The sequence below is a fragment of the Bradyrhizobium sp. S3.7.6 genome, assembly GCF_054061875.1.
This window is the reverse complement of record NZ_JBSSEQ010000001.1, coordinates 2,869,162-2,889,395: the sequence shown is the minus strand read 5'-3', so window position 1 is coordinate 2,889,395 and position 20,234 is coordinate 2,869,162. Positions and strand designations below refer to the sequence as shown.

19 protein-coding genes are annotated in these 20,234 nt (G+C 62.0%); 16 read left to right on the top strand and 3 right to left on the bottom strand.

Annotated elements, in window-relative coordinates:
• Positions 1 to 48: 48 nt before the first annotated feature.
• The 4 genes from ACVJ5M_RS13650 to ACVJ5M_RS13635 all read left to right on the top strand — a co-directional run bounded on the left by ACVJ5M_RS13650 (position 49) and on the right by ACVJ5M_RS13635 (position 6,956).
• Positions 49 to 1,704, top strand: coding sequence for an MFS transporter (locus tag ACVJ5M_RS13650; RefSeq protein WP_456679339.1), 1,656 nt, complete (start codon positions 49 to 51; stop codon positions 1,702 to 1,704).
• A gap of 103 nt (positions 1,705 to 1,807) precedes the next feature.
• Positions 1,808 to 3,190, top strand: coding sequence for a M20/M25/M40 family metallo-hydrolase (locus tag ACVJ5M_RS13645; protein ID WP_231142859.1), 1,383 nt, complete (start codon positions 1,808 to 1,810; stop codon positions 3,188 to 3,190).
• Between the two features lie 54 nt (positions 3,191 to 3,244).
• Positions 3,245 to 5,074 carry an SLC13 family permease gene (locus tag ACVJ5M_RS13640; RefSeq protein WP_231142861.1) on the top strand — a complete coding sequence of 610 codons (1,830 nt, stop codon included), beginning with the start codon at positions 3,245 to 3,247 and terminating at the stop codon, positions 5,072 to 5,074.
• Between the two features lie 52 nt (positions 5,075 to 5,126).
• Positions 5,127 to 6,956, top strand: a complete 1,830-nt coding sequence (locus ACVJ5M_RS13635; protein ID WP_231142863.1) for an SLC13 family permease — start codon at positions 5,127 to 5,129, stop codon at positions 6,954 to 6,956.
• Positions 6,957 to 6,962: 6 nt separating this feature from the next.
• Here ACVJ5M_RS13635 and ACVJ5M_RS13630 read toward each other — a convergent pair whose 3' ends face one another.
• The gene (locus tag ACVJ5M_RS13630) at positions 6,963 to 10,028 is read right to left on the bottom strand and encodes an efflux RND transporter permease subunit (RefSeq protein ID WP_231142865.1); all 3,066 of its coding nucleotides are present in this window, start codon (positions 10,026 to 10,028) and stop codon (positions 6,963 to 6,965) included.
• Complete coding sequence (locus ACVJ5M_RS13625; RefSeq protein WP_231145359.1) at positions 10,025 to 11,128, bottom strand: efflux RND transporter periplasmic adaptor subunit; 1,104 nt, start codon at positions 11,126 to 11,128, stop codon at positions 10,025 to 10,027. The genes ACVJ5M_RS13630 and ACVJ5M_RS13625 overlap by 4 nt, the downstream gene beginning before the upstream one ends.
• A gap of 225 nt (positions 11,129 to 11,353) precedes the next feature.
• On the opposite strand from ACVJ5M_RS13625, the gene ACVJ5M_RS13620 reads away from it, so the two are divergent.
• From ACVJ5M_RS13620 to ACVJ5M_RS13590, 7 genes are all read left to right on the top strand, one after another.
• A complete protein-coding gene (locus tag ACVJ5M_RS13620) occupies positions 11,354 to 12,016 on the top strand; it encodes a Na+/H+ antiporter subunit E (protein ID WP_354099564.1) in 663 nt (220 codons plus the stop codon).
• The gene (locus ACVJ5M_RS13615; protein WP_071911305.1) at positions 12,009 to 12,299 is read left to right on the top strand and encodes a monovalent cation/H+ antiporter complex subunit F; all 291 of its coding nucleotides are present in this window, start codon (positions 12,009 to 12,011) and stop codon (positions 12,297 to 12,299) included. The genes ACVJ5M_RS13620 and ACVJ5M_RS13615 overlap by 8 nt, the downstream gene beginning before the upstream one ends.
• A complete protein-coding gene (locus tag ACVJ5M_RS13610) occupies positions 12,296 to 12,589 on the top strand; it encodes a cation:proton antiporter (RefSeq protein ID WP_028152034.1) in 294 nt (97 codons plus the stop codon). The genes ACVJ5M_RS13615 and ACVJ5M_RS13610 overlap by 4 nt, the downstream gene beginning before the upstream one ends.
• 11 nt (positions 12,590 to 12,600) lie before the next feature.
• Entirely contained in the window at positions 12,601 to 13,530 is a 930-nt protein-coding gene (locus ACVJ5M_RS13605; RefSeq protein WP_231142869.1) for an MnhB domain-containing protein, read from the top strand.
• The gene (locus tag ACVJ5M_RS13600; RefSeq protein ID WP_231142871.1) at positions 13,527 to 13,868 is read left to right on the top strand and encodes an NADH-quinone oxidoreductase subunit K; all 342 of its coding nucleotides are present in this window, start codon (positions 13,527 to 13,529) and stop codon (positions 13,866 to 13,868) included. Before ACVJ5M_RS13605 ends, ACVJ5M_RS13600 begins: the two co-directional genes overlap by 4 nt.
• A 50-nt stretch (positions 13,869 to 13,918) precedes the next feature.
• The gene (locus ACVJ5M_RS13595) at positions 13,919 to 15,640 is read left to right on the top strand and encodes a complex I subunit 5 family protein (protein WP_354099563.1); all 1,722 of its coding nucleotides are present in this window, start codon (positions 13,919 to 13,921) and stop codon (positions 15,638 to 15,640) included.
• Positions 15,641 to 15,827: 187 nt separating this feature from the next.
• Positions 15,828 to 16,331, top strand: coding sequence for a DUF1269 domain-containing protein (locus tag ACVJ5M_RS13590; RefSeq protein WP_028152030.1), 504 nt, complete (start codon positions 15,828 to 15,830; stop codon positions 16,329 to 16,331).
• Positions 16,332 to 16,337: 6 nt separating this feature from the next.
• On the opposite strand, the gene ACVJ5M_RS13585 is transcribed toward ACVJ5M_RS13590, so the two are convergent.
• Positions 16,338 to 17,048: a Bax inhibitor-1/YccA family protein gene (locus ACVJ5M_RS13585; protein WP_063981774.1), complete on the bottom strand. Its 711-nt coding sequence runs from the start codon at positions 17,046 to 17,048 to the stop codon at positions 16,338 to 16,340.
• Between the two features lie 241 nt (positions 17,049 to 17,289).
• Here ACVJ5M_RS13585 and ACVJ5M_RS13580 point away from each other — a divergent pair, with 241 nt between their 5' ends.
• From ACVJ5M_RS13580 to ACVJ5M_RS13560, 5 genes are all read left to right on the top strand, one after another.
• Positions 17,290 to 17,487, top strand: a complete 198-nt coding sequence (locus tag ACVJ5M_RS13580) for a DUF6894 family protein (protein ID WP_063981773.1) — start codon at positions 17,290 to 17,292, stop codon at positions 17,485 to 17,487.
• Positions 17,488 to 17,719: 232 nt separating this feature from the next.
• A complete protein-coding gene (locus tag ACVJ5M_RS13575; RefSeq protein ID WP_071911297.1) occupies positions 17,720 to 17,956 on the top strand; it encodes a hypothetical protein in 237 nt (78 codons plus the stop codon).
• A 51-nt stretch (positions 17,957 to 18,007) separates the two neighbouring features.
• The gene (locus tag ACVJ5M_RS13570; RefSeq protein ID WP_063981772.1) at positions 18,008 to 19,144 is read left to right on the top strand and encodes an AI-2E family transporter; all 1,137 of its coding nucleotides are present in this window, start codon (positions 18,008 to 18,010) and stop codon (positions 19,142 to 19,144) included.
• The gene (locus ACVJ5M_RS13565) at positions 19,141 to 19,740 is read left to right on the top strand and encodes a hypothetical protein (RefSeq protein ID WP_063981771.1); all 600 of its coding nucleotides are present in this window, start codon (positions 19,141 to 19,143) and stop codon (positions 19,738 to 19,740) included. The genes ACVJ5M_RS13570 and ACVJ5M_RS13565 overlap by 4 nt, the downstream gene beginning before the upstream one ends.
• Entirely contained in the window at positions 19,741 to 20,226 is a 486-nt protein-coding gene (locus ACVJ5M_RS13560) for a DUF992 domain-containing protein (protein WP_354099562.1), read from the top strand. It abuts the gene before it with no gap.
• Positions 20,227 to 20,234: the final 8 nt, after the last annotated feature.

Below are 20,234 nucleotides of genomic sequence, written 5' to 3'. Positions count from 1 at the left end.
GCACTGACTGTGGCTGGACTTCGGAAAAAAATGACAAGGGGACACGCCATGACGATGGCATCTGCGACGACGGTTCACTCCGTTGAAGAAGAGAATGCATCCTGGGTGCCGATGATCACCATCGCCCTCGGCCAGATGATCATGTCCTTCAACGTCGCCTCCTTGCCAGTTGCGCTGGGAGGGATGGTCAACAGTTTTGGCGTTCCGCCCACGACTGTCGCCACCGGTATCGTGGCTTATTCGATGCTTGTAGCCGGCTTCGTCATGCTCGGTGCGAAGCTGACACAGCGCTACGGGGCGACGCACGTATTCCGCGTTGCCGTTGCCGTGTTCGGCGCCGCGCAGGTATTGATGACGTTCAGTCCAAACGCGGATCTCATGATTACTGCGCAGTCCTTGTCCGGCGCGGCTGGTGCGGTGATCGTACCGTCGTTGGTCGCGCTTATCGCGGAAAACTACAAGGGGCGGCAGCAGGCAACAGCCGTTGGCGCATTGGGTTCCGCGCGCGCCGCTGCGGGCGTCCTGGCGTTTGTCATCGGCGGTACTCTAGGCACATTCATCGGATGGCGCCCTGCGTTCGGGATTCTGATCGCCGTGTCGGCTGTGGTTTTCCTTTTGAGCTTTCGTCTCAAGCCCGATGAGGCGCGTCCGGAGGTCCGGATCGATTTCGTAGGTGTCATTCTCGCTGCCGCAGCCATCATTCTGATCAGCTTCGGTTTCAACAACCTCAATCGGTGGGGGCTGGGATTGGCGGGGCCCAATGCGCCATTCGACCTCTTTGGCGTATCTCCCGCCCCGATCATGATCGTGATGGGTATCGTGCTCGGTCAGGGCTTTTTGAGTTGGACCCACAGACAGCAGGCTGCGGGGAAGACACCGCTTCTTGCGCTCGAGGTGATCGACTCCCCGCAGGAGCGGGCGGCGGTGTACGCGATGTTTGCTGTCGTAGCGCTGGAAGCAATGCTCAATTTCTCGGTTCCATTATACATCCAGATCGTGCAGGGGCGCACGCCGCTAGCGACAACAATCGCCATGATGCCCTTCAACCTCACCGTCTTCTTCGCTGCGATGCTGATCGTGCGGTTCTATGGTCGGTTCACGCCGAGGCAGATCGGACGCTATGGCTTCATACTCTGCACTGTGGCGCTCCTTTGGCTCGCCTTTGTCGTGAGGAATGATTGGAGCGCCGTCCCGGTTCTCCTTGGGCTCGTGATTTTCGGCATTGGACAGGGATCGCTGGTCACACTGCTGTTCAACGTGCTGGTCACGGCTTCGCCGAAAGAACTCGCAGGCGACGTCGGCTCGCTGCGCGGCACGACCAACAATCTCGCCGCGGCCGTCGGCACAGCGGTGGCCGGGGCACTCCTCGTCGGCCTGTTAAGCGCGGCTGTTTTGCGGACCATCGCCATCGCCGAAAATCCAAAATTGCCGCCTGAGATACAGGCGCAGCTGGACCTGGATAACATCACCTTCATCAGCAATGACCGGCTGCAGAGCGTGATGGAGCAAACCACGGCCTCTCCGGCTCAAGTGGCGGAAGCAGTGCGCGTCAACACTGTCGTGCGATTGCGCGCTTTGAAAATTGGCCTCATCATCATGGCTGGCGTTGCCTTGCTTGCGATTTTCCCGGCAGGGAAGCTGCCCAACTTCCTGCCAGGCGAAATTCCCGACCCGGCGCCGCGTAAGCACGGAAGGAACGAATAGCAATCGTAACCTCCTGGCAAGAAACAGCGTTTGCTACGACGGACAATGTGGCGATCGCGCCCGCGTACTGACCAACGGCTCAGAAGACCCTCCGGAGGGCTCCATGACCAAGCTCGATGATGTCCTGTCCAACGTCGACGCAAATCTCGATGCGGCTCTTGAGCGTCTGTTCGCGATCCTGCGCATCAAGTCGATTTCGACCGATCCGGCTTACAAGGCCGAATGTACGGCCAATGCCGAATGGCACGTGGCCGACCTCAAGAGCATTGGCTTCGACGCCTCGGTGCGCCCGACACCGGGGCACCCGATGGTCGTGGCACATGACCGCAGCGTGCCCGGTCCCTCGGCACTGTTCTACGGCCATTACGATGTGCAGCCGGTCGATCCGCTCGAGCTCTGGGAGCGCGATCCCTTTGACCCGTCTATCCAGACGATGCCCGATGGCGCGAAGATCATCACGGGCCGCGGCTCCGCCGACGACAAAGGCCAACTCATGGCCTTTGTCGAGGCCTGCCGCGCCTGGAAGGCGGTCACCGGCAAACTGCCGATTCCGGTTTCGATCCTGCTGGAGGGAGAGGAGGAATCCGGTGGCGTGAACCTGCCCGGCTTTCTCGATGCCCATGCCGCCGAACTGCGCGCAGATATCGGCCTGATCTGCGACACCAACATGTGGGACCCCGAGACGCCGGCGATCCAGACTATGCTGCGCGGACTCTGCGGTGAAGAGGTCATCATACACGCCGCCGACCGCGACCTGCACTCGGGCTTCTATGGTTCGGCCGCGGCCAATCCGAACCGCATCCTCGCCCGCATCCTCTCTGACCTGCACGACGACAACGGACGCGTCACGCTGCGCGGCTTCTATGACGGCGTACCGGAACTTCCCAAGGCGCTGCGCGAGCAATGGGACAGCCTGAACTTCAGCGCAAAGTCCTTCCTCGGCGCCATCGGGCTTTCGATTCCTGCCGGCGAGAAGGGCCGCGACGCGCTGGAGATGGTCTGGTCGCGCCCGACCTGCGAAATCAACGGCATGGGCGGCGGCTACCAGGGGGCCGGATTCAAGACCGTGATTCCCGCCATGGCATCGGCAAAGGTGTCTTTCCGCCTGGTCTTCGATCAGGACCCCCATGCCATCCGCAAAGCCTTCCGGGAGCATGTGCATGCACGCGTCCCGGCCGATTGCCGTGTGGAATTCCTGGAGCATGGCGCGGGTCAGGCGATCCGCTTCCCGATCGAGGCCCCGGCCTTCGGCAAGGCGCGTGACGCACTGACGGCCGAATGGGGCAAGCCCGCAGTCTTCATCGGCGGTGGCGGCTCCATTCCCGTGACCCATCAGCTCAAACAATCGCTGGGCATGGACGTGGTGCTGGCGGGCTTCGGTCTCGAGGATGACCGCATCCACAGCCCGAACGAGAAGTACAATCTCAAGAGTTTCCATAAGGGCATCCGCTCCTGGGCACGTATTCTGGAAGCGCTGTCGCGGTAGAGCGGCACGGGCAAGCAGCGCTGGCTCCGGGCCAGACCGCCCTCGCGAGGTGCGATGACGCCGCATATAATCATTACCTTCGCCATCATCGCCACGATGGTGCTGCTGTTCGTCTCGAACCTGGTGCCAGTCGCGGTCGTGGCGCTAAGTGCGACACTCGTGCTTTACGCGACCGGCATTCTGGAGCTCTCCGAGGCGCTGGCAGGTTTCGGCGACACCACGATACTCTTCATTGCTTCGCTCTTCGTGGTGAGTGCCAGCCTGGATTCGTCCGGCGTCACCACGTGGGCAGGCCAGGTGCTGATCCGTTACGCCGGCGAAAGCCGGACACGCCTGTTGGTGCTGTCGATGCTGCTAGTGGCCTTTCTCACGGCGCTGATCGGCTCGGGTGGCGCAGTGGCTGCTCTGCTGCCCGTGCTGGTGATCGTCTCCGTCCGGCTCAAGCGTCCGCCTGCGCAACTCATGATGCCTCTCGCCTTCGCCTCCTATTCGGGTTCGATGCTGGTACTGACCGGAAGCCTTGTGAACGTGCTGCTTTCCGACGCGGCGAGCGATGTCGGTCTCGCGCCCTTCGGCTTTTTCGAGATGACGGTGATCGGCGTACCGCTCCTGGCAGGCACCGTGGCCATCGTGATTCTTTTCGGCGATACGCTGCTGCCGGTGCGCACTAGCCGGGAGATGCCGGAGGATCTGAGCCACCATTCGCGCATGCTGACCGAGCAATACAAGCTGTTTGACCAGGTGTACCAGCTCGAGATCACCGCCGCCTCGCCCTATCGCGGCACGTTGCAGGCAGTGCTGGAATCGCGGCTGGAGCGCGAGAACCACCCGGAACTCAGCTTCATCGCTATCCGCCCTCGCCGCCAGAACAGCATCTCGTGGCAACACTCTCTCGTGGAAGGCGATCGGCTCATCATGCGCGGTGAGCAGGCAGCGATGGACGCGTTCGCGGAGCAGCATGGCCTGACGCCATGCCAGGAGACGATCGGCAAAATGCGGGAGGCACTGTTCAACGATAGCCATGGCTTTTCCGAGGTGGTGCTGCCGCCCCGCTCTCGTCTGATCGGTGAGACCGTCTTCCCCGGCATGGTCACCGAAAGTGGCGATCTGATTATCCTGGGCGTTCAACGCGGCGGCGAGAATCTCGGACCGGGCGAAACCGTTCTTGCGGCGGGTGACACGCTGTTGCTGCAAGGCCGTTGGGAAGCGCTTGAGGAGTACGGGCGAGATCCCAACGTGCTCGTCGTTGCTGCCCCTGACATGATCCGCAGCCAGGCCAGGCCCCTGGGCACCGGCTCCATACGCGCCATTGTCATTCTCGCGGTCATGGTTACGCTGCTAGCGACGGGCGTCGTGCCAAGAGTCGTCGCTGGATTGGCGGCGGCCTGCGCAGTGATCCTGTTGCGCGTACTCAAGATCGAACGAGCCTATCGGGCGATTAACTGGAACGTGCTGATCATGGTCGCTTCGCTGATCCCGCTCTCGACCGCCATGTACAAGACGGGTGCAGCCTATCTCATCGCCGATACACTCGTTGCCATTGTCGGCAATGCGAGCCCGTACGCGCTGCTGGCGGGGCTATTTTTGCTCACGGCGCTAATCGGCCAGTTGATCAGCAGCACGGCGACGACACTCATCGTCATTCCGATAGCGATTGCCTCCGCGGAAGCCGTCGGTGTCTCGCCGCGCACCGCGCTGGTGACGGTGGCGGTGGCTGCGGCCGCTTCCTTTCTTACGCCAATCGCTGCCTCAGCGAGCCTCATGGTGCAGGGCCCCGGCGGCTATCGATTTGGCGATTTCTGGAGGATGGGTCTACCGTTGCTGCTCTGGTTCTTCCTGGTAGGCACGTTTCTCGTGCCCATGCTCTGGCCATTCGCAGGATGAGCAGTTTGCGCAGGATGATTGGTTTGCGTCTTAACCGACCGGGTATTTCCGCATGAACACCAATCTTGCTTTGGTTCTTCTGCTGCTTGCGGCCGCGATCGTGATGTTTATGGCCAATCGCCCGCGCATGGATGCGGTCGCGCTGCTGATGATCGTGATCATGCCATTTACTGGGGTGATTACCATCAACGAGGCGCTGGCGGGGTTCAGTGATCCCAGCATCGTGCTGATCGCGGGCCTCTTCGTGATCGGAGAAGGGCTGGTGCGCACCGGTGTGGCGCGTCGCCTCGGCGACTGGCTGAATGCGACCGCCGGCAGCAGCGAGACGCGCATGCTGGTGCTGCTGATGCTCGCGGTCAGCGGGCTCGGTGCATTCATGAGTTCGACCGCCGTGGTGGCCATATTCATCCCGGTCGTGCTGCGCATCTGTCAGAACACGGGCGCCGCGCCGAGCCAGCTGATGATGCCCTTGAGCTTTGCGGCCCTGATCAGTGGCATGCTCACCCTGGTCGCGACGGCGCCGAATCTCGTGGTCAACGCCGAGCTGATCCGCCAGGGTGCGGCAGGCTTCGGCTTTTTCAGCTTCACGCCCTTTGGGCTCACATTCCTGGCGCTCGGCATTGCCTATATGCTGTTCGCGCGGCGGTTTCTGCCCGTCTCGGCCAAGCGTGTGGACGGCGAGCGCCGTCAGCCGAACTTGCTTGATTGGGTAACGCAGTATGGCCTCACCGATCGCGCCTTACGCGTACGCGTGCTGACTGACTCGCCGCTGGTCGGCAAGCGCCTGGAAGAGCTCCCGCTCCGGAACAGTGGCGTGAATTTGCTCGCCATCGAGCTTCCCGGCCGCTTCGGGTCCGAGGCGATCCGCCCGAACGCAAGGACCGAGCTCGCCGCGGGGCAGATCTTGCTGCTCGATGTCATCGCGTCCCCTGCCGAAACCAACCGGATGCTGAATGACTATATGGTCGAAAAGCTCCCTTTGGGCGATTGCGGCTACTTCACCGATCGTTCGCAGGAGATCGGCATGGTCGAAGTCATTGTTCCGGCGGAGTCCAAGCTGATTGGCCAGAGCATTTTGCAAGCGCGGGTGCGCAGCGAAATGGGATTGACGGTGCTGGGGTTGCGGCACGGTCGCGAGGTCGTGAGCCAGGGGCTGCTCGATGAGACCTTGAAGGTCGGTGACACCCTTCTGCTGACCGGCTTCTGGTCTGACATCCGCAAGCTGCGATCCGAATTCTCGGATCTTGTCGTCCTTAACCTGCCGACCGAGCACAAAGAGGTTCTGCCGGCCGCGAACCTCGCACCTCAGGCTCTGGCGGTGCTGGCTTTGACGGTCGGTATGATGGTCAGCGGTGTGGTGCCGAACGTGCACGCGGTTCTGATCGGCTGTTTGCTGATGGGGTTGCTGGGCTGCGTGGATTTCAACAGTGCCTATGCCTCGATCAACTGGAAGAGCCTGGTCCTTATTGTCGGCATGCTGCCCTTTTCGCTGGCGCTGCAACGAACCGGTGGCGTCGATCTCGCCGCCGACGCGGTGACGCATCTTGCGGGCGAGGCATCACCGCGAGTCCTGTTGGCGCTGCTCTTCGTGATCACGGCTGCCCTTGGCCTGTTCATCTCGAATACGGCAACCGCGGTGCTCATGGCGCCAGTAGCGCTCGCTGTCGCGAAGGACATCGGCGCCTCGCCGTATCCCTTCGCGATGACTATCGCCATCGCAGCCTCGGCCGCCTTCATGACGCCTGTGTCTTCGCCGGTGAACACCTTGGTGGTCGGACCGGGCAATTACGGTTTCGGCGATTTCCTGAAGATTGGTGTCCCTTTTACCGTCGTCGTCATGGTAACGACCCTGGCGCTGGTGCCTTGGCTGCTCCGATTTTAGCGGCCGTCAGGCCGGGCGCGATCCCGCGGACGGTCGCTCTTTCTCTTCCCGCGCAAACCAGGCTACATACAGCGTCGGCAGGAAGACCAGCGTCAGAACGGTGGCGACAAGGAGTCCGCCCATGATCGCGAATGCCATCGGTCCCCAGAATACTGTTGGCGCGATTGGAATCATCCCGAGAACAGTCGATACGGCCGTCAACATGATCGGCCGAAAACGGGAACTGCTGGCATCCACCGCAGCGTCCCAGGCCGTCTTGCCCAAAGCGCGTTCGGCGTCGATCTGACCGATCAGAATGACCGCGTTCTTGCTGATCATGCCCAGCAGCGCGAGTACGCCGAGAATGGCGACAAAACCCAGGGGCCTGCCGGACAGCATCAACGCTGCAACCACACCGATAAGGCCGAGCGGCGCCACGCTGAGCACCATGAACAGTCTCGGAAAGCTCTGGAGCTGCACCATGAGGACGGTAAACATGACGAACAGCATCACCGGCACCACCGCCAGCACAGACGCCTGCGACTTCTGACTTTCCTCCACGGTGCCACCCACGACGACGCTGTACCCCGAAGGAAGGCTCTTTCTGAAGTTCTCGATCGCCATCGAGAGCGACGTAACCACGCTCTCCGGCAGCTTGTCACCGGCAATGGCAGCCTGAACCGTCAGGGTCGGAACGCGGTCGCGCCGCCAGACGAGCGGAAACTCCTGGTCATATTCGAAGGAGGCGAACTGGCTGAGAGGAACAGTCTGCCCACCCGGCAGCGCCACCTGCAAGTTGCGCAGACCGTCCAGCGAGCCCCTCTGCTCGTTGGTCGCGCGCGCCACCACATTGACCAGATAGATATCGTCGCGAACCTGGGTAATGGGTGTGCCGGATATGACCGTATTCAGGACTGTCGCGATCGCTTGCGAACTGAGGCCGAGAAGGCGAGCCTCGTTCTGGTCCACGCGAATACGCACTTGGCGATTGGGTTCCATCCAATCGAAATTCACCTGCTTGGTGTCCGGACTGGAGGCTACGATCTGTCCGACTTTGAGCGCGATTTCGCGCACCCGTTCCACGTCGGGCCCACTGACCCGATACTGCACCGGCCATCCAACCGGCGGTCCGAGCTCAAGCGGAGAAACGAACGCAATCGCGTTAGGAAACTCCTGCGCGAGCAGCTTTTCGAGCTTGGAATGCAGGCGCTCGCGTGCAGCGACATCCTTGGCGATCACCACGGCCTGCGTGAAGAAATCGTTCGGGAGCTGAACATTAAGGGGCAAATAGAAACGGATGGCGCCGCGCCCGACATAGGTGCTCCACCGCGCCACATCGGCATCGGTCGAAAGGGCAGCATCCAGGCGCTTTGCCGCAGCCTCGCTCGCGTGGATTGACGAGTTCTGCGGCAAGCTCAGGTCCACGAGCAATTCAGGACGGTCCGACGATGGAAAGAACTGTCGCGGGATGAGCGGCAGCGCAAGCACCGAACAAACGAAGAGCGCCAAGGAGATCGCGATCGTCAGCCATTTCGCGCGCATCGCGAAAGTCAGGAAACTCCGATACATGCGGAAGATCCTGCCCGGATCCGCCGTACTTGTTTGCTTCGGCGGAACAAGGATCGCTGCTCCGAGCAGTGGCGTGAAAATGACCGCAACGAACCAGGAAACCAGCAGTGCGATCGTGACCACGGCGAAGAGCGAGAACGTGTATTCACCGGCGGAACTCGCGGCAAAGCCGACCGGTATAAAGCCCGCTATCGTCACCAGCGTGCCCGCGAGCATCGCCATTGCATGGGTCCGATATGCGAAAGTTGCCGCCTCGATCTTACTGGCGCCCTCTGCGAGCCGACTGAGCGTCGCATCGGTCGTGGTCATCGCATCGTCGACCAGCAATGCGAGCGCAATGATCAGCGCGCCAAGCGATATTCGCTGCATATCGATGCTGAGAAGTCCCATGATCGGAAACACGATCGCCAGCGTGAATGGTATGGCCAGCGCTATGATCAGGCCGGGTCGTACGCCCAGGCTGATGAAACTCACCACCATGATGATGCCGATCGCCTGCATCAGCGAGACCGTAAACTCGCGGATCGCCTGGTCGACGACAACGGGCTGGTCCGCGACCAGGCTGGGCTCGATCCCAATGGGGAGATTCGCGGTGATTTGCGCCATTGCCTTTCTGATATTGGCGCCGAGCGCGAGAATGTCGCCGCCATCCCGCATGGCGATTGCAAGGCCTATTGCCGGTTTGCCATTGATCCGAAACATCGGCTGGGGCGGATCCGTGTAGCCGCGTCGCACCTGCGCAATATCGCTCAGGCGAAGCATGCGGCCGCCGGCGGAAAAATTGATGTTGGCGATGTCCTGCTCCGACTGGAAGCTGCCTGATACCCGAATCGAAATGCTTTCCAAGCCTGTCTGAATCGTTCCCGCCGGACGCACGATGTTTTGCGACTGGAGCGCCGCAATAAGAGCGGACCGATCAATTCCGAGGGCCGCGAGCTCCTTCGTGGAAAACTCGACGAAGATCACTTCATCCTGTTCGCCCAGAAGCTCAATCTTTGACACGTCAGGTACGAGAAGCAGCCTTGAGCGGATGTCCTCGACCCGATCGCGCAACTCGCGCTGAGTGAAGCCGTCACTGGTAAAGCCATAGATGATGCCGAACGTATCACCGAATTCGTCATTAAACCCCGGCCCGATCACGCCTGCGGGTAGTGTGTGACGCATGTCTCCGATCGTCTTTCGTACGTGGTACCAGGTGTCGGCCACCTGTTTCGCATTCGCGCTCCCCTTCAGATTTACAAAGACGGTCGCGACACCGGCCCTTGTGAAGCTCCGCAGGAAGTCCAGATGCGGCGTTTCCTGCAAGTGACGTTCGAGGCGCTCAGTCACCTGCTTCATCGTCTCTTCCACAGTTGCGCCGGGCCACGCGGCCTGGACGACCATGGTCTTGATGATGAAGGCGGGATCTTCGTTGCGCCCCAACCGGAAATAGGACAGCGCCCCCCCGACCACCGCAATCATCATCATATAGACGACCAGCGAACGGTGTTTCAGAGCCCAGTCGGAAAGATTAATTCCGCTCATGGCTCGGATCCAAGAATCCGGACCTTCTGACCCGGATGCAACGCCTGAACGCCGGCGGTGACAACTATTTCGCCGATGTCGAGCCCCTGGGAAATGATGGCCTGCGCTTCATCGAATCGCAGCACGTCCACATTGCGCACCGCGACCGTGGCGGTGGCCGGGTCGACGACCCATACGGCGGGCTGCTCGTTCATCCTGGTCAGCGCGGAAGATGGAATATCGATCATCGGCCCTGCAGTGGTACTCACTCGCCCTATCACTGACGCACCCAACCGCATCGCGGCTGGCGGATCCGTCAGGCCGACCTTGACCTCGAAGGTTCGGGTCACAGCACTGGCCTGTGCAGCGACTTCGCGAATGCGCCCTTGCGCCGTTATCGACGGATCGTCAGCCAAGCTGACAGTAATCTCTGGATCGATGGAGGCCGACCTGATCAATTGAGCGGGGACATCGAAGATCGCATCGCGACCGTCCTGCCGTGCGATCCTGGCGATCATCTGCCCGACCTGGACGACCTCGCCGGCGACCGGACCTGTGGCTGTTATCACACCGGGTGCATCAGCCTTGAGTTCGGTGAAACCAACGAGGTCATGCGCAGAACTCAGTTGCGCTTCGGCCGCATCGACTTGCGATTGCGCGGTTTGCCGTGCCTGGGTTGCGGCATCGTAGTTGACGCGCGTGGTCCACCCCTGCGCCAACAGCGTCTCCTGACGATCGAAGTGATTGCGCGCCTGGGTCAATTGCCCCTGAGCGGCGGCAAGGGAGGCCTGCGCCTGCCGCAGCGTGCTCAGTTCATTCTGCGACTCCAATCGTGCCAGCACCTGGCCGGCCTTGACCCGGTCGCCTATCTTGGTGTCATTACTCAACAATCGTCCCGAGATCCGGAATGCGACATTCACCTCGTCTTCTGCCTCGACCCGTCCGGAGAATGTCAGCGGCGTTGTGACCTTGCGTTTTTCTACGGTCGCCGTACGTACAATCCGCGGCGGAGATGCGTCCTTGGTTTCGGTTTCCCGTCCACATCCTGCCAGCATCAGCGAGAACGCCGTCACCAGCGTCGAAGTGAGGATGTTTCGGGGCGCGGATCGGCTGCCGTGCATGAACATGACCTGTTCCGTTCCGGGAGTGAGATCTTGCCGGGAGGATTGCTCAGTCCGCAGTCGCATTTTCCCCGGTACCGCCATCCGCATTTTTGCCGAAGGAGTCCGCCGTCAACATCGGTAAATCTACTCGGTGGTGCCGGATGGAATCCGTGCTCGGCCATCAGCAGATTCCTGAGACATGATCAGGCAATCACCCGATGTCGCCGGTTCCGTCCACGACGCATGATGCAATCGTCAGGTGAAGCAGTCGCGACCCCTGCCGCGGCTCCGCCGTTTGAATTCTCGTCTGGGGCGCGCAAACGCGCTTCCTCAAAGCACGGCAGACCCGGACGACACAATCCGGGGGCAACCGAGGAAACCGGGATGACAGGGTCCTCAGGTGATCGATATGGGCGTGCCGTCGTCGCGGTTGGAGGATCGTGGCGAACTGCGACTTTCAGAGCCGCATTTTTCCTTTGCCTCTGGCTCGTGCTCGCCGGCGCCAATCCGACAGATATTCCTGCCGCCGCGGCAGCAATCGCGGCAGCAACCTGGACAAGCCTGCACCTGCTGGAGCCGAGCAGATCCCGGCGGTCAATTCCTGCCATGGTCCGCCTGGCGCTGCTTTTCCTATACCAATCGGTGGTCGCCGGCGTAGACGTCGCACGCCGCGCGCTCGATCCCCGGCTGCCGCTGCGGCCGGGATTTGTGTTCTATCCGACCGGCCTCTCACGCGGGATGCAACGGAACGTGTTCACGACACTCACCAGCCTTTTGCCTGGCACTGTGCCAACCGGGGAGGAGAGCGGGCAGCTCGTCTATCACTGTCTCGACGTCGAGCAACCGGTCGTTGCCGAACTTGCCGCGGAGGAAGCGGCGTTGGTTCGGGCCCTCTACAATGACTGAATTCCTCACGGCCGCAGTCGGCTTGATCCTGGCGATGCTGGGGCTCGGGCTGGTCTCGATCTTGCGTGGCCCGACAGATGCCGACCGGATGATGGCGGCGCAACTGATCGGGACTGCCGGCATTGCCGTCTTGCTGCTGCTCGGAACCGTGACAGGCGTGCCGGCGGCCGTCGACGTGGCATTGATACTGGCACTGCTCGCCACTTTCGCATCCATCGCATTCGTCAAGAAGGGGCTCTCCCGCCTCGAAACCGATGGGGCCGATCCGGGGGAGGACAGATGAGCGTGGCACGCGACATCATCACGGTTGCGGGAGTGTCGGCAGGCGTATTCTTTTTTTTCGCCGGCACCGTCGGCCTTCTTCGCTTTCCCGACACCCTGACTCGTCTGCACGCGCTCAGCAAGGCCGATAACCTCGGCCTGGGTTTCGTCGTGCTCGGGCTGCTCCCCCAAACAGGAGGCCTGCGTGACGGGCTGAAGCTGATCAGCATCTGGATGTTCGTGCTGCTCGCTGGCGCCACCGTCTCCCAATTGATCGCGCGCACGGCACGTCAGAGCGGGTCAGGCAAATGAACATCGCAACAGTGTTCGAGATCGCGCTCGCCGCCGTGGTGCTGGGCCTCGCCATCTGGACGATCGCCGTCCCCGACACCTATTCGGCCACGGTCGGTTTCATCGCCTACGGACTGCTGGTTGCGCTGATCTGGGTCCGTCTTGACGCCGTCGATGTCGCGCTGACCGAGGCTGCAATTGGCGGAGGCCTGGGCGGCGTCGTGCTGTTGGGTGCGGCGGCCCGGCTGCGCGATACCGAGGCGATGACAACGGAAGGGCCCAGCCTGATCGTGCGCTTGAGCGCGGCCATATTGTCCGCGTCGATCGCGGCAGCGCTGGCCGTCACGATCCTGCTGCTGCCCGATCCGGCGCCAACGCTCGCGCCCTCCGTCGTCGCGAATGCCGGGGCGACCGGAATGACCAACCCCGTCACCAACGTGCTCATGGCATTCCGCGGAATGGACACCATGCTCGAGAAGGTCGTGCTCCTGCTCGCCATCGTCGGTGTCTGGTCGCTTGCGTCGGACCAGGCCTGGGGCGGTCGTCCCGGACCACGCCACCAGGCTGATCCAAATGGTGTTCTCGCCTTTCTTGCGCGCCTGTTGCCACCCGCCGGCATCGTCGTCGGCATTTACATCCTGTGGACGGGCGCTGATCACCCCGGCGGAGCATTTCAGGGCGGCGCGGTTCTCGCATCGATGTGGCTGCTGGTGATCATGGCCGGGCTGGTGGATACCCCGCCCGTGCGCAGTCGATGGCTACGTCTCATCTTGGTGGTCGGCCCCGGCCTGTTCCTTGCCGTCGGCCTTGGCGGGCTCTGTTTTGGGTCGGCGTTCCTTGCCTATCCCGTTGCGTTCGCCAAGCCGATAATTCTGAGCATTGAGGTCGCGATGCTCCTGACGATCGCGACGACGCTCGGCCTGCTGCTCGCCGGTGCACCTGAAAGGAGCGCTGAGCGATGAGCGCCGTGACGGTTTTCGGACTATGCGCCGCCGCGGCGGTCGGGCTCGGGCTCTACGGCCTGATTGCCAATCCGCAACCGCTTCGCAAGATCATCGCATTCAATCTGCTCGGCAGCGGCGTGTTTCTTCTGTTCGGCATCGTCGGGCGACGAGGCGCCGCAGCGGGCTTTGGCAACGACCCGGTGCCGCAGGCCCTAGTGATCACAGGAGTCGTGGTCGCGTTTTCCGCAACGGCTCTGGCGATCGCCTTGTTGCTGCGGCTTTTTCAGATCGCAGGCTCCACGACGCTCAACAATCGGACGGCGGCGAGCCCGCGCTCCGATCCGTCCGGTCACTGATGCTGCCCCCCGCCCCCGCGCTGGTGACCACCGCCGGCGGCTTCCTGCTGGTGCTGTCGATCGTCGTGCCGGTCGCGGGCGTCTTGCTGGCGTTCGCTCTCGGCCAGCGCTACGTCCGGCAGGTTGTCTCCACGGTCGTACCGGTCGGGTTGGCGATTGCTGTCGCCGTTCTCGTGCTCTTGCCGCGGAGCGACGGCCACCTCGTCTACCTGCTCGGCGCCTGGCCACCGCCGCTCGGCGTAGCCCTCCGCGCGGACGGATTGTCAGCGGTCATGCTCGCGACGACGGCGGTCGTGATCTGCGCGGTCGCCATTTTTGCCGCAACCGATTTTCGTCCCCAATCTGTCGAAGCGCGCGCACCTTTCGCATTCTGGATCCTGCTTCTGGCAATCTGGGGCGCGCTGAACACGATCTTCGTCGCGGGAGACCTCTTCACGCTTTACGTTGCGCTGGAATTGCTGACGTTCGCCGCAGTGCCTCTGGTCTCTCTCGACGGTCGCGCGGAGACGCTTCGGGCCGCGCTGCGGTATCTGCTCTTCGCACTGCTCGGCTCGGTCCTCTACCTGATGGGCACCGCGCTGCTCTATGGTCTCTACGGCACCCTTGATATCGAGTTGTTGTCGCATCGCGTGAGCGCGGACTCCGGCGTGCTCATCGCGGCAGCCTTGATGACGACCGGTCTCCTCGCAAAAACTGCACTCTTTCCGTTGCACCTCTGGCTGCCACCCGCTCACGCGGGCGCACCGGCCGCAGCTAGCGCGATCCTGTCCGCCTTGGTCGTGAAGGGATCGTTCTTCATCCTTGTGCGGCTCTGGTTCGACGTCATGCCGGGTTTGCCCGGCTTGGCTGCCGCACAATTGCTCGCGGCGCTTGGAACCGGAGCGATCGTGTTCGGAAGCGTTGTCGCTCTCCGGCAAGAGCGCCTCAAGCTCCTGATTGCATATTCGACGCTGGCTCAGATTGGATATCTCTTCCTGATGTTTCCTCTTGCGTTCGGCGCGTCCGGGAAGCTCGAAAGTGACCAGGCCCTGGCGGGCGGCCTATTGCAGGCGGTTTCCCATGCGACTGCCAAGGCGGCGATGTTCATGGCCGTCGGATCAATCTACACCGGGCTCGGCCACGATCGCATCACCGGACTGCGAGGTGTCGCACGGGCCCTGCCCTTGAGCGTCCTGGCGTTCGCGATTGGCGGCATCGCCTTGATGGGTGTTCAACCGAGCGGAGCGTCACTCGCGAAGGAGTTATTGCTCCAGGACACGGCGAGGACGGGGCAGTGGTGGTGGGCCGTCGTGCTCCAGGCCGGCGGAATGTTCACGACCGCCTATGTCGTACTAGTCCTGTCCCATGCGTTCGCGCCATCAGACCAGCCGATTGCCCTCATCGGCCCAGCACCGCTCAGCCGGGACCTTGCTGCACTTGCCTTGGCCCTCTGTTCTCTGTTCCTTGGCTTGCTGCCCTGGGATTCGTATTTGCCGGTCCCGTATGATGCCACATCGAAGCTGTTCGGCATCGACGCGCTATCCAAATTGCTCCTGCCTGTGCTGGGAGGGGCGGCGCTCGCGATCCTGCTCAGCCCGTGGCCACACCCGCTGGGCTCATCCGCGGCCTGGAAAGCGCTCATGAGAGTGGTCGGTCCGCTCCGGCGCGGCTGTCTTAGATCCGGCAGCCTTATCGAAAGAGGCGACGAAGTTCTCCGTCAATGGTCCGCCGCGGGCATCTCCCTGCTCCTGGTGTCGCTGCTGCTCGCCGCGTCGATGTTCGCAGCAAATTGAAGACTCAGAACAGCCGGATCGCGCAGATCGGGCCGAGGGATTCCCCTGCTCTAATGATCCGGAACATTCTCTCCCGCGCCCAAGGGTTTTCTCGGATGTCGAGCTTGCAATTCGCCGTTTAGTCTCCGCGCCATGCAGTTGGCATCAGTCTTCCCGCGGTCCCTGCGGGAATGCCCAGGAGGTCTCCATGTCTGATCTGGTTGCGATCGTATACCCGACCGAAGCAAAGGCCGAAGAAGTCCGAACTCGGCTGCTCAAACTGCAAAAGGAATATTTGATCACCATCAGTGACGCCGTGATCGCCGTCAAGGCCGAGAACGGCAACATCAAGCTCAACCAGCTCGTCAACACCACAGCGACGGGCGCGATTACCGGCAGCTTCTGGGGACTCCTGGTCGGCGTGCTCTTCCTCAATCCGATCATCGGTGTCGCGGTCGGCGCTGCGTCCGGCGCGCTTGGAGGCGCCTTGTCCGATTTCGGCATCAACGATTCCTTCATGAAGGAGCTGTCCGCTTCGCTCCACACCGGCAACGCCGCGCTCTTCGTCCTGATCAAGAACATGACGGCAGACAAGGTATTGAAGGAAATCAAGGATGCCGGCGGAGTCGTGTTGAAAACGTCCCTGGACGAGACCAAGGAAAAGATCCTGCGCGATGCGCTCGCCAGCGCGGCGGAGCGGCCGGCAGCCTGAAGCCGCCTACCGCCTACCGCCGAGCAGGCGCAGCAGCATCATGAACAGATTGAGGAAGTTGAGGTAGAGCGACAGTGCCGCGATCACCGACTTGCGGCCTGCCGTCGTCGCATCGTCCCTGCTCTCGTACATCGCCTTGATCCGCTGCGTATCATAGGCCGTAAGTCCCGCAAAGACGCCAACGCCGACGATCGAGATCAACCAATCGAGCCCCGTCGACCTCAGGAAAATATTGACCAGGCTTGCGACGATGATGCCGATCAGGCCCATGAACAGGAAGCTGCCGACCGCGGACAGGTCGCGCCTCGTGGTGTAGCCGAACACGCTGAGTGCCCCGAACATCGCGGCCGCGATGAAGAACACGCGCGTGATCGAGGCGCTGGTGTAGATGTGCAGCAGCGTCGAGAGCGAGACGCCGACCAGCGCGGCATAGACGAAGAACAGAATGCGCGCCGTTTCCACCGACAGCGTATTGATGCGCGCCCCGATGAAGAACACCAGCCCGAGTGGCGCCAGGATGAAAACCCACATCAACGGGCTCTCGAGCAATGCGGGACCCATGAGCTGATACGTCAGCCACGCCACAATTGCAGTCAGGCCCACGCCCGCGGCCATATAATTGTAGATGCGCAGCATGTAGGCGCGCAATCCGGGATCGATCGCAAGCGCGCCGCCACCAGTGCCTGAGGCAGTCAGATTCGGATCATAATTCGACATCGCTTGCCTCCTCGGATTGGCTCACATGAACAAACCAAGCTAGCGGTCAGGCCCCTGCGGGGACATCGGATGATCACCCGAGCGCCGGAAGATATATCACCCTATCTCGGGATACCCGTATCCGCCAGAGCGACTTACCGAAACGTAACCTTGGGTTGCCCCCTGGCTTCTCATCCTTTTTGCCTGGACTCTTACACCTTTGTCACTGGAAGCTGGTCACGCACCGGCCTAATCCGTTCGCATGCGCTACTTCTTTCACATCGTCGACAAAAACGGCCTTTGTCCGGACGGAATTGGATGCGAGTGCGCCGACCATGACGCCGCCGTTCTGCACGCCAGGCATATCGCGACTGAACTCGCTAAGGCAGGCGAGTTGTTCCGCGCGAGCTTCGTGCTGGTCGCCCCGGCCGCTGCGCCCGGATCGGCAAGTCCTCATTAGAGGCGGTCGACCGATTTCCTGCCTCGCCCTCTACATAGAATCCCTGATGCGCCGACCGAGAAGCTGCCTCTAGTCTCGTAACCGAGGGTGGCCGGCCTACCCCGTTCAAATTCGACCCTTCCGCCCACCTCATCTCCGGGGTTGAGGGCTCGCCGCACGCGTCCGCGTCTATGCGTTGGCCGTCGGCGCTATCTCGATCTGAAGTGTTGTTGTGGGTCAGTTGGAGACAAACATGAATGTCCGGACCATTTGCGGTGCCTTGATCCTTGCCGGATCGATTGCGACCGCGCAGTCGACCAGTTCCCAGGCGCAGACGACCGATCCGGCCGCATCCGTGCCAAAGCAGGTCACGACACCTGCCCCAAGCACCGCCGCGCCAAATACGAATACGAACCCCACCAAGCATCGCTACTGGCGTCATCGCGGCGGCTCGCATCCCCATTATGGCAGCCGCCGTGTTCGCACCTGAGCCCCGGCGCGACAGTTCGTCATCGCAATCCGCCGCCGAGACACCCGATCGATGAGCGACGTGAGGACAGGACAAGAGCAACCGCGCGAGGTCGTGGTCCGTGAGCCTCCAGACCAGGGCATGACCGACAGGCGGCGCGGCTTTCTCGCAACGGGTCTCGCCCTGCTCGCCACTTGCGTTGCTCTCTTCCTCGTATGGCAAACCGCCTCGAGTCTTCTCATCATCTTCGCAGGCGTACTGTTTGCTGCCTTTCTGGATGCCGCCGCACGCGCACTGGCGCTACTAATTCCCCTCAATCGTGTCTGGCGGCTGACATTCGTGCTGCTGCTGCTCACCACCTTGGTCGGACTAGGCCTCGTCTGGGGAGGCGGCAAGCTGCCGGAGCAAACACGCATCCTGCTGAAGGTCATGGACACCCAGTTCGACGTCTTGCAGCAACGCCTTCTGACCTACGGCGTCGATCTGCTTGGTCCGGAATCGGGGCGCGATTTCGCGCAATGGCTGCTGTCCGATCAAGGCCGGTTCTTCAGCCACGCCCAGCTGGTCGTTGGCAGAGCGTCGAGCTTTCTGACCGGTGTGCTGGTGATCGCGTTCCTCGGTATCCTCTTCGCCTTTGATCCCACCAGCCATCGCGAGAGTCTGGTCATGCTGGCGAAGCCTTCCTATCGCGCCCGAACACGCGCCGTAATGAACGAGATGGGAAACGTCCTGCGGCTGTGGTTCGTCGGACAGCTGATCCGCATCATCCTAATGACACTGTGCGTGTGGGTCGCGCTCTATCTGATCGGGCTTCCCGGCCCCTTCGTGCTTGGGCTCCAGGCGGGCCTTTCCAACTTCGTTCCGTATCTGGGACCCATCCTTGCCGCGATCCCGATCGCGCTTGTCGCGATGCCGCTCGGCGCATCGCTGCTGATCTGGGCCGTCGTCATCTACACAATCATTCAATCGATCGAGGGCTATGTGATAGGCCCGTTGATCCAGCGCCAGGCGGTCGAAATTCCTCCCGCATGGACATTGGTCGCGATCGTACTGTTGGGCGCAATGCTAGGCGTGATGGGTATCGCACTCGCCATGCCGCTGGTCGCCGTCGGCCGGGTCGCGATCATTAGATTCTACGTCGAGGATTACCTCGGCGATAGCAGCGGTCGCATGTCCAACAAGGGACCATCGCAAATGGGCGCGCCATGAGCGAGATTCGAGCCGAACGGAACAATGGAATGGAGCCATCCCCGGCGCACGCGCGGATGACACATTTTCTGTGGCAGCAACTTCCCTACATCATCGCACTGGTGCTCGCCGTCGCGGGCGTCGCCTATACCAACGCCTCTCACCAGCCTCTCGTTGGCTATTGGGAATTTCTCGCGCTTGCCATCGGCGTTGTGTGCGTCATCAACAAATGGCCGGAGGTCGATGGCAAGGAGGCCCGGTGGCGACTGATCTGGACCCAGGCGCTGCACTGGGTTGCCGTCCTGGTCACGATGAACATCATGCTGGTGTCAGGCGTTCAGCAATTGTTGCCGACGCCGGCAACCAGCCTCGTCCTTCTCACGTTACTTGCGCTCGGCACCTTCCTCGCCGGCGTCAGTCTTCTGTCGCCGCAAATTGCCTTCCTCGGCCTTGCGATGGGCGTCACGGTTCCGGCGATATCCTGGTTACAGCAATCCATCATCTTCTTCCTGTTGGGCGCCGTCCTGCTGATCGGCCTCGGCATCACGTTCTGGCTTCGCCAGGATCGCAGCCCAGGGAGTTCGCCCACCGACACCGGAAGTCAAATGGAGGCCTGAATGCGCATTAACCTGCTTCTTGCGATCATCTCTGGATCCGCCTTGATGTGCGCCGACGCCCTGCCCGCACGCGCCGAGGCGTTCAGGGTCGGCCGTCTCGTATGCACCAGCACTCCGCGCGTTGGGCTGGTGCTTGGCTCCGCGCAGGAGCTTCGTTGTATATTCATCACGAGACGCCCGGCCCGGCAGTACGTCTACGACGGACGGATCAGGCGCGTTGGTCTCGACATCGGCGTGACCAGCGCAGGAACCCTCTCATGGGCCGTCTTCGCCAGGAACTCGCGCGTCGGCCCCGGCACGCTGCGCGGGAACTACGTGGGGGCGAGCGGCAATGTCGCGTTCGGCCCCGGTCTCGGAGCGAACGTTCTGATCGGAGGCTCTCGCCGGACGATTACGCTCCAGCCTCTGTCGATCGAGCGATCGATCGGATTGAACCTTGCGGCGGGCGTTACGAACCTGACACTCGGCCCGCGCGGACCGGAATAGCGGCTTGT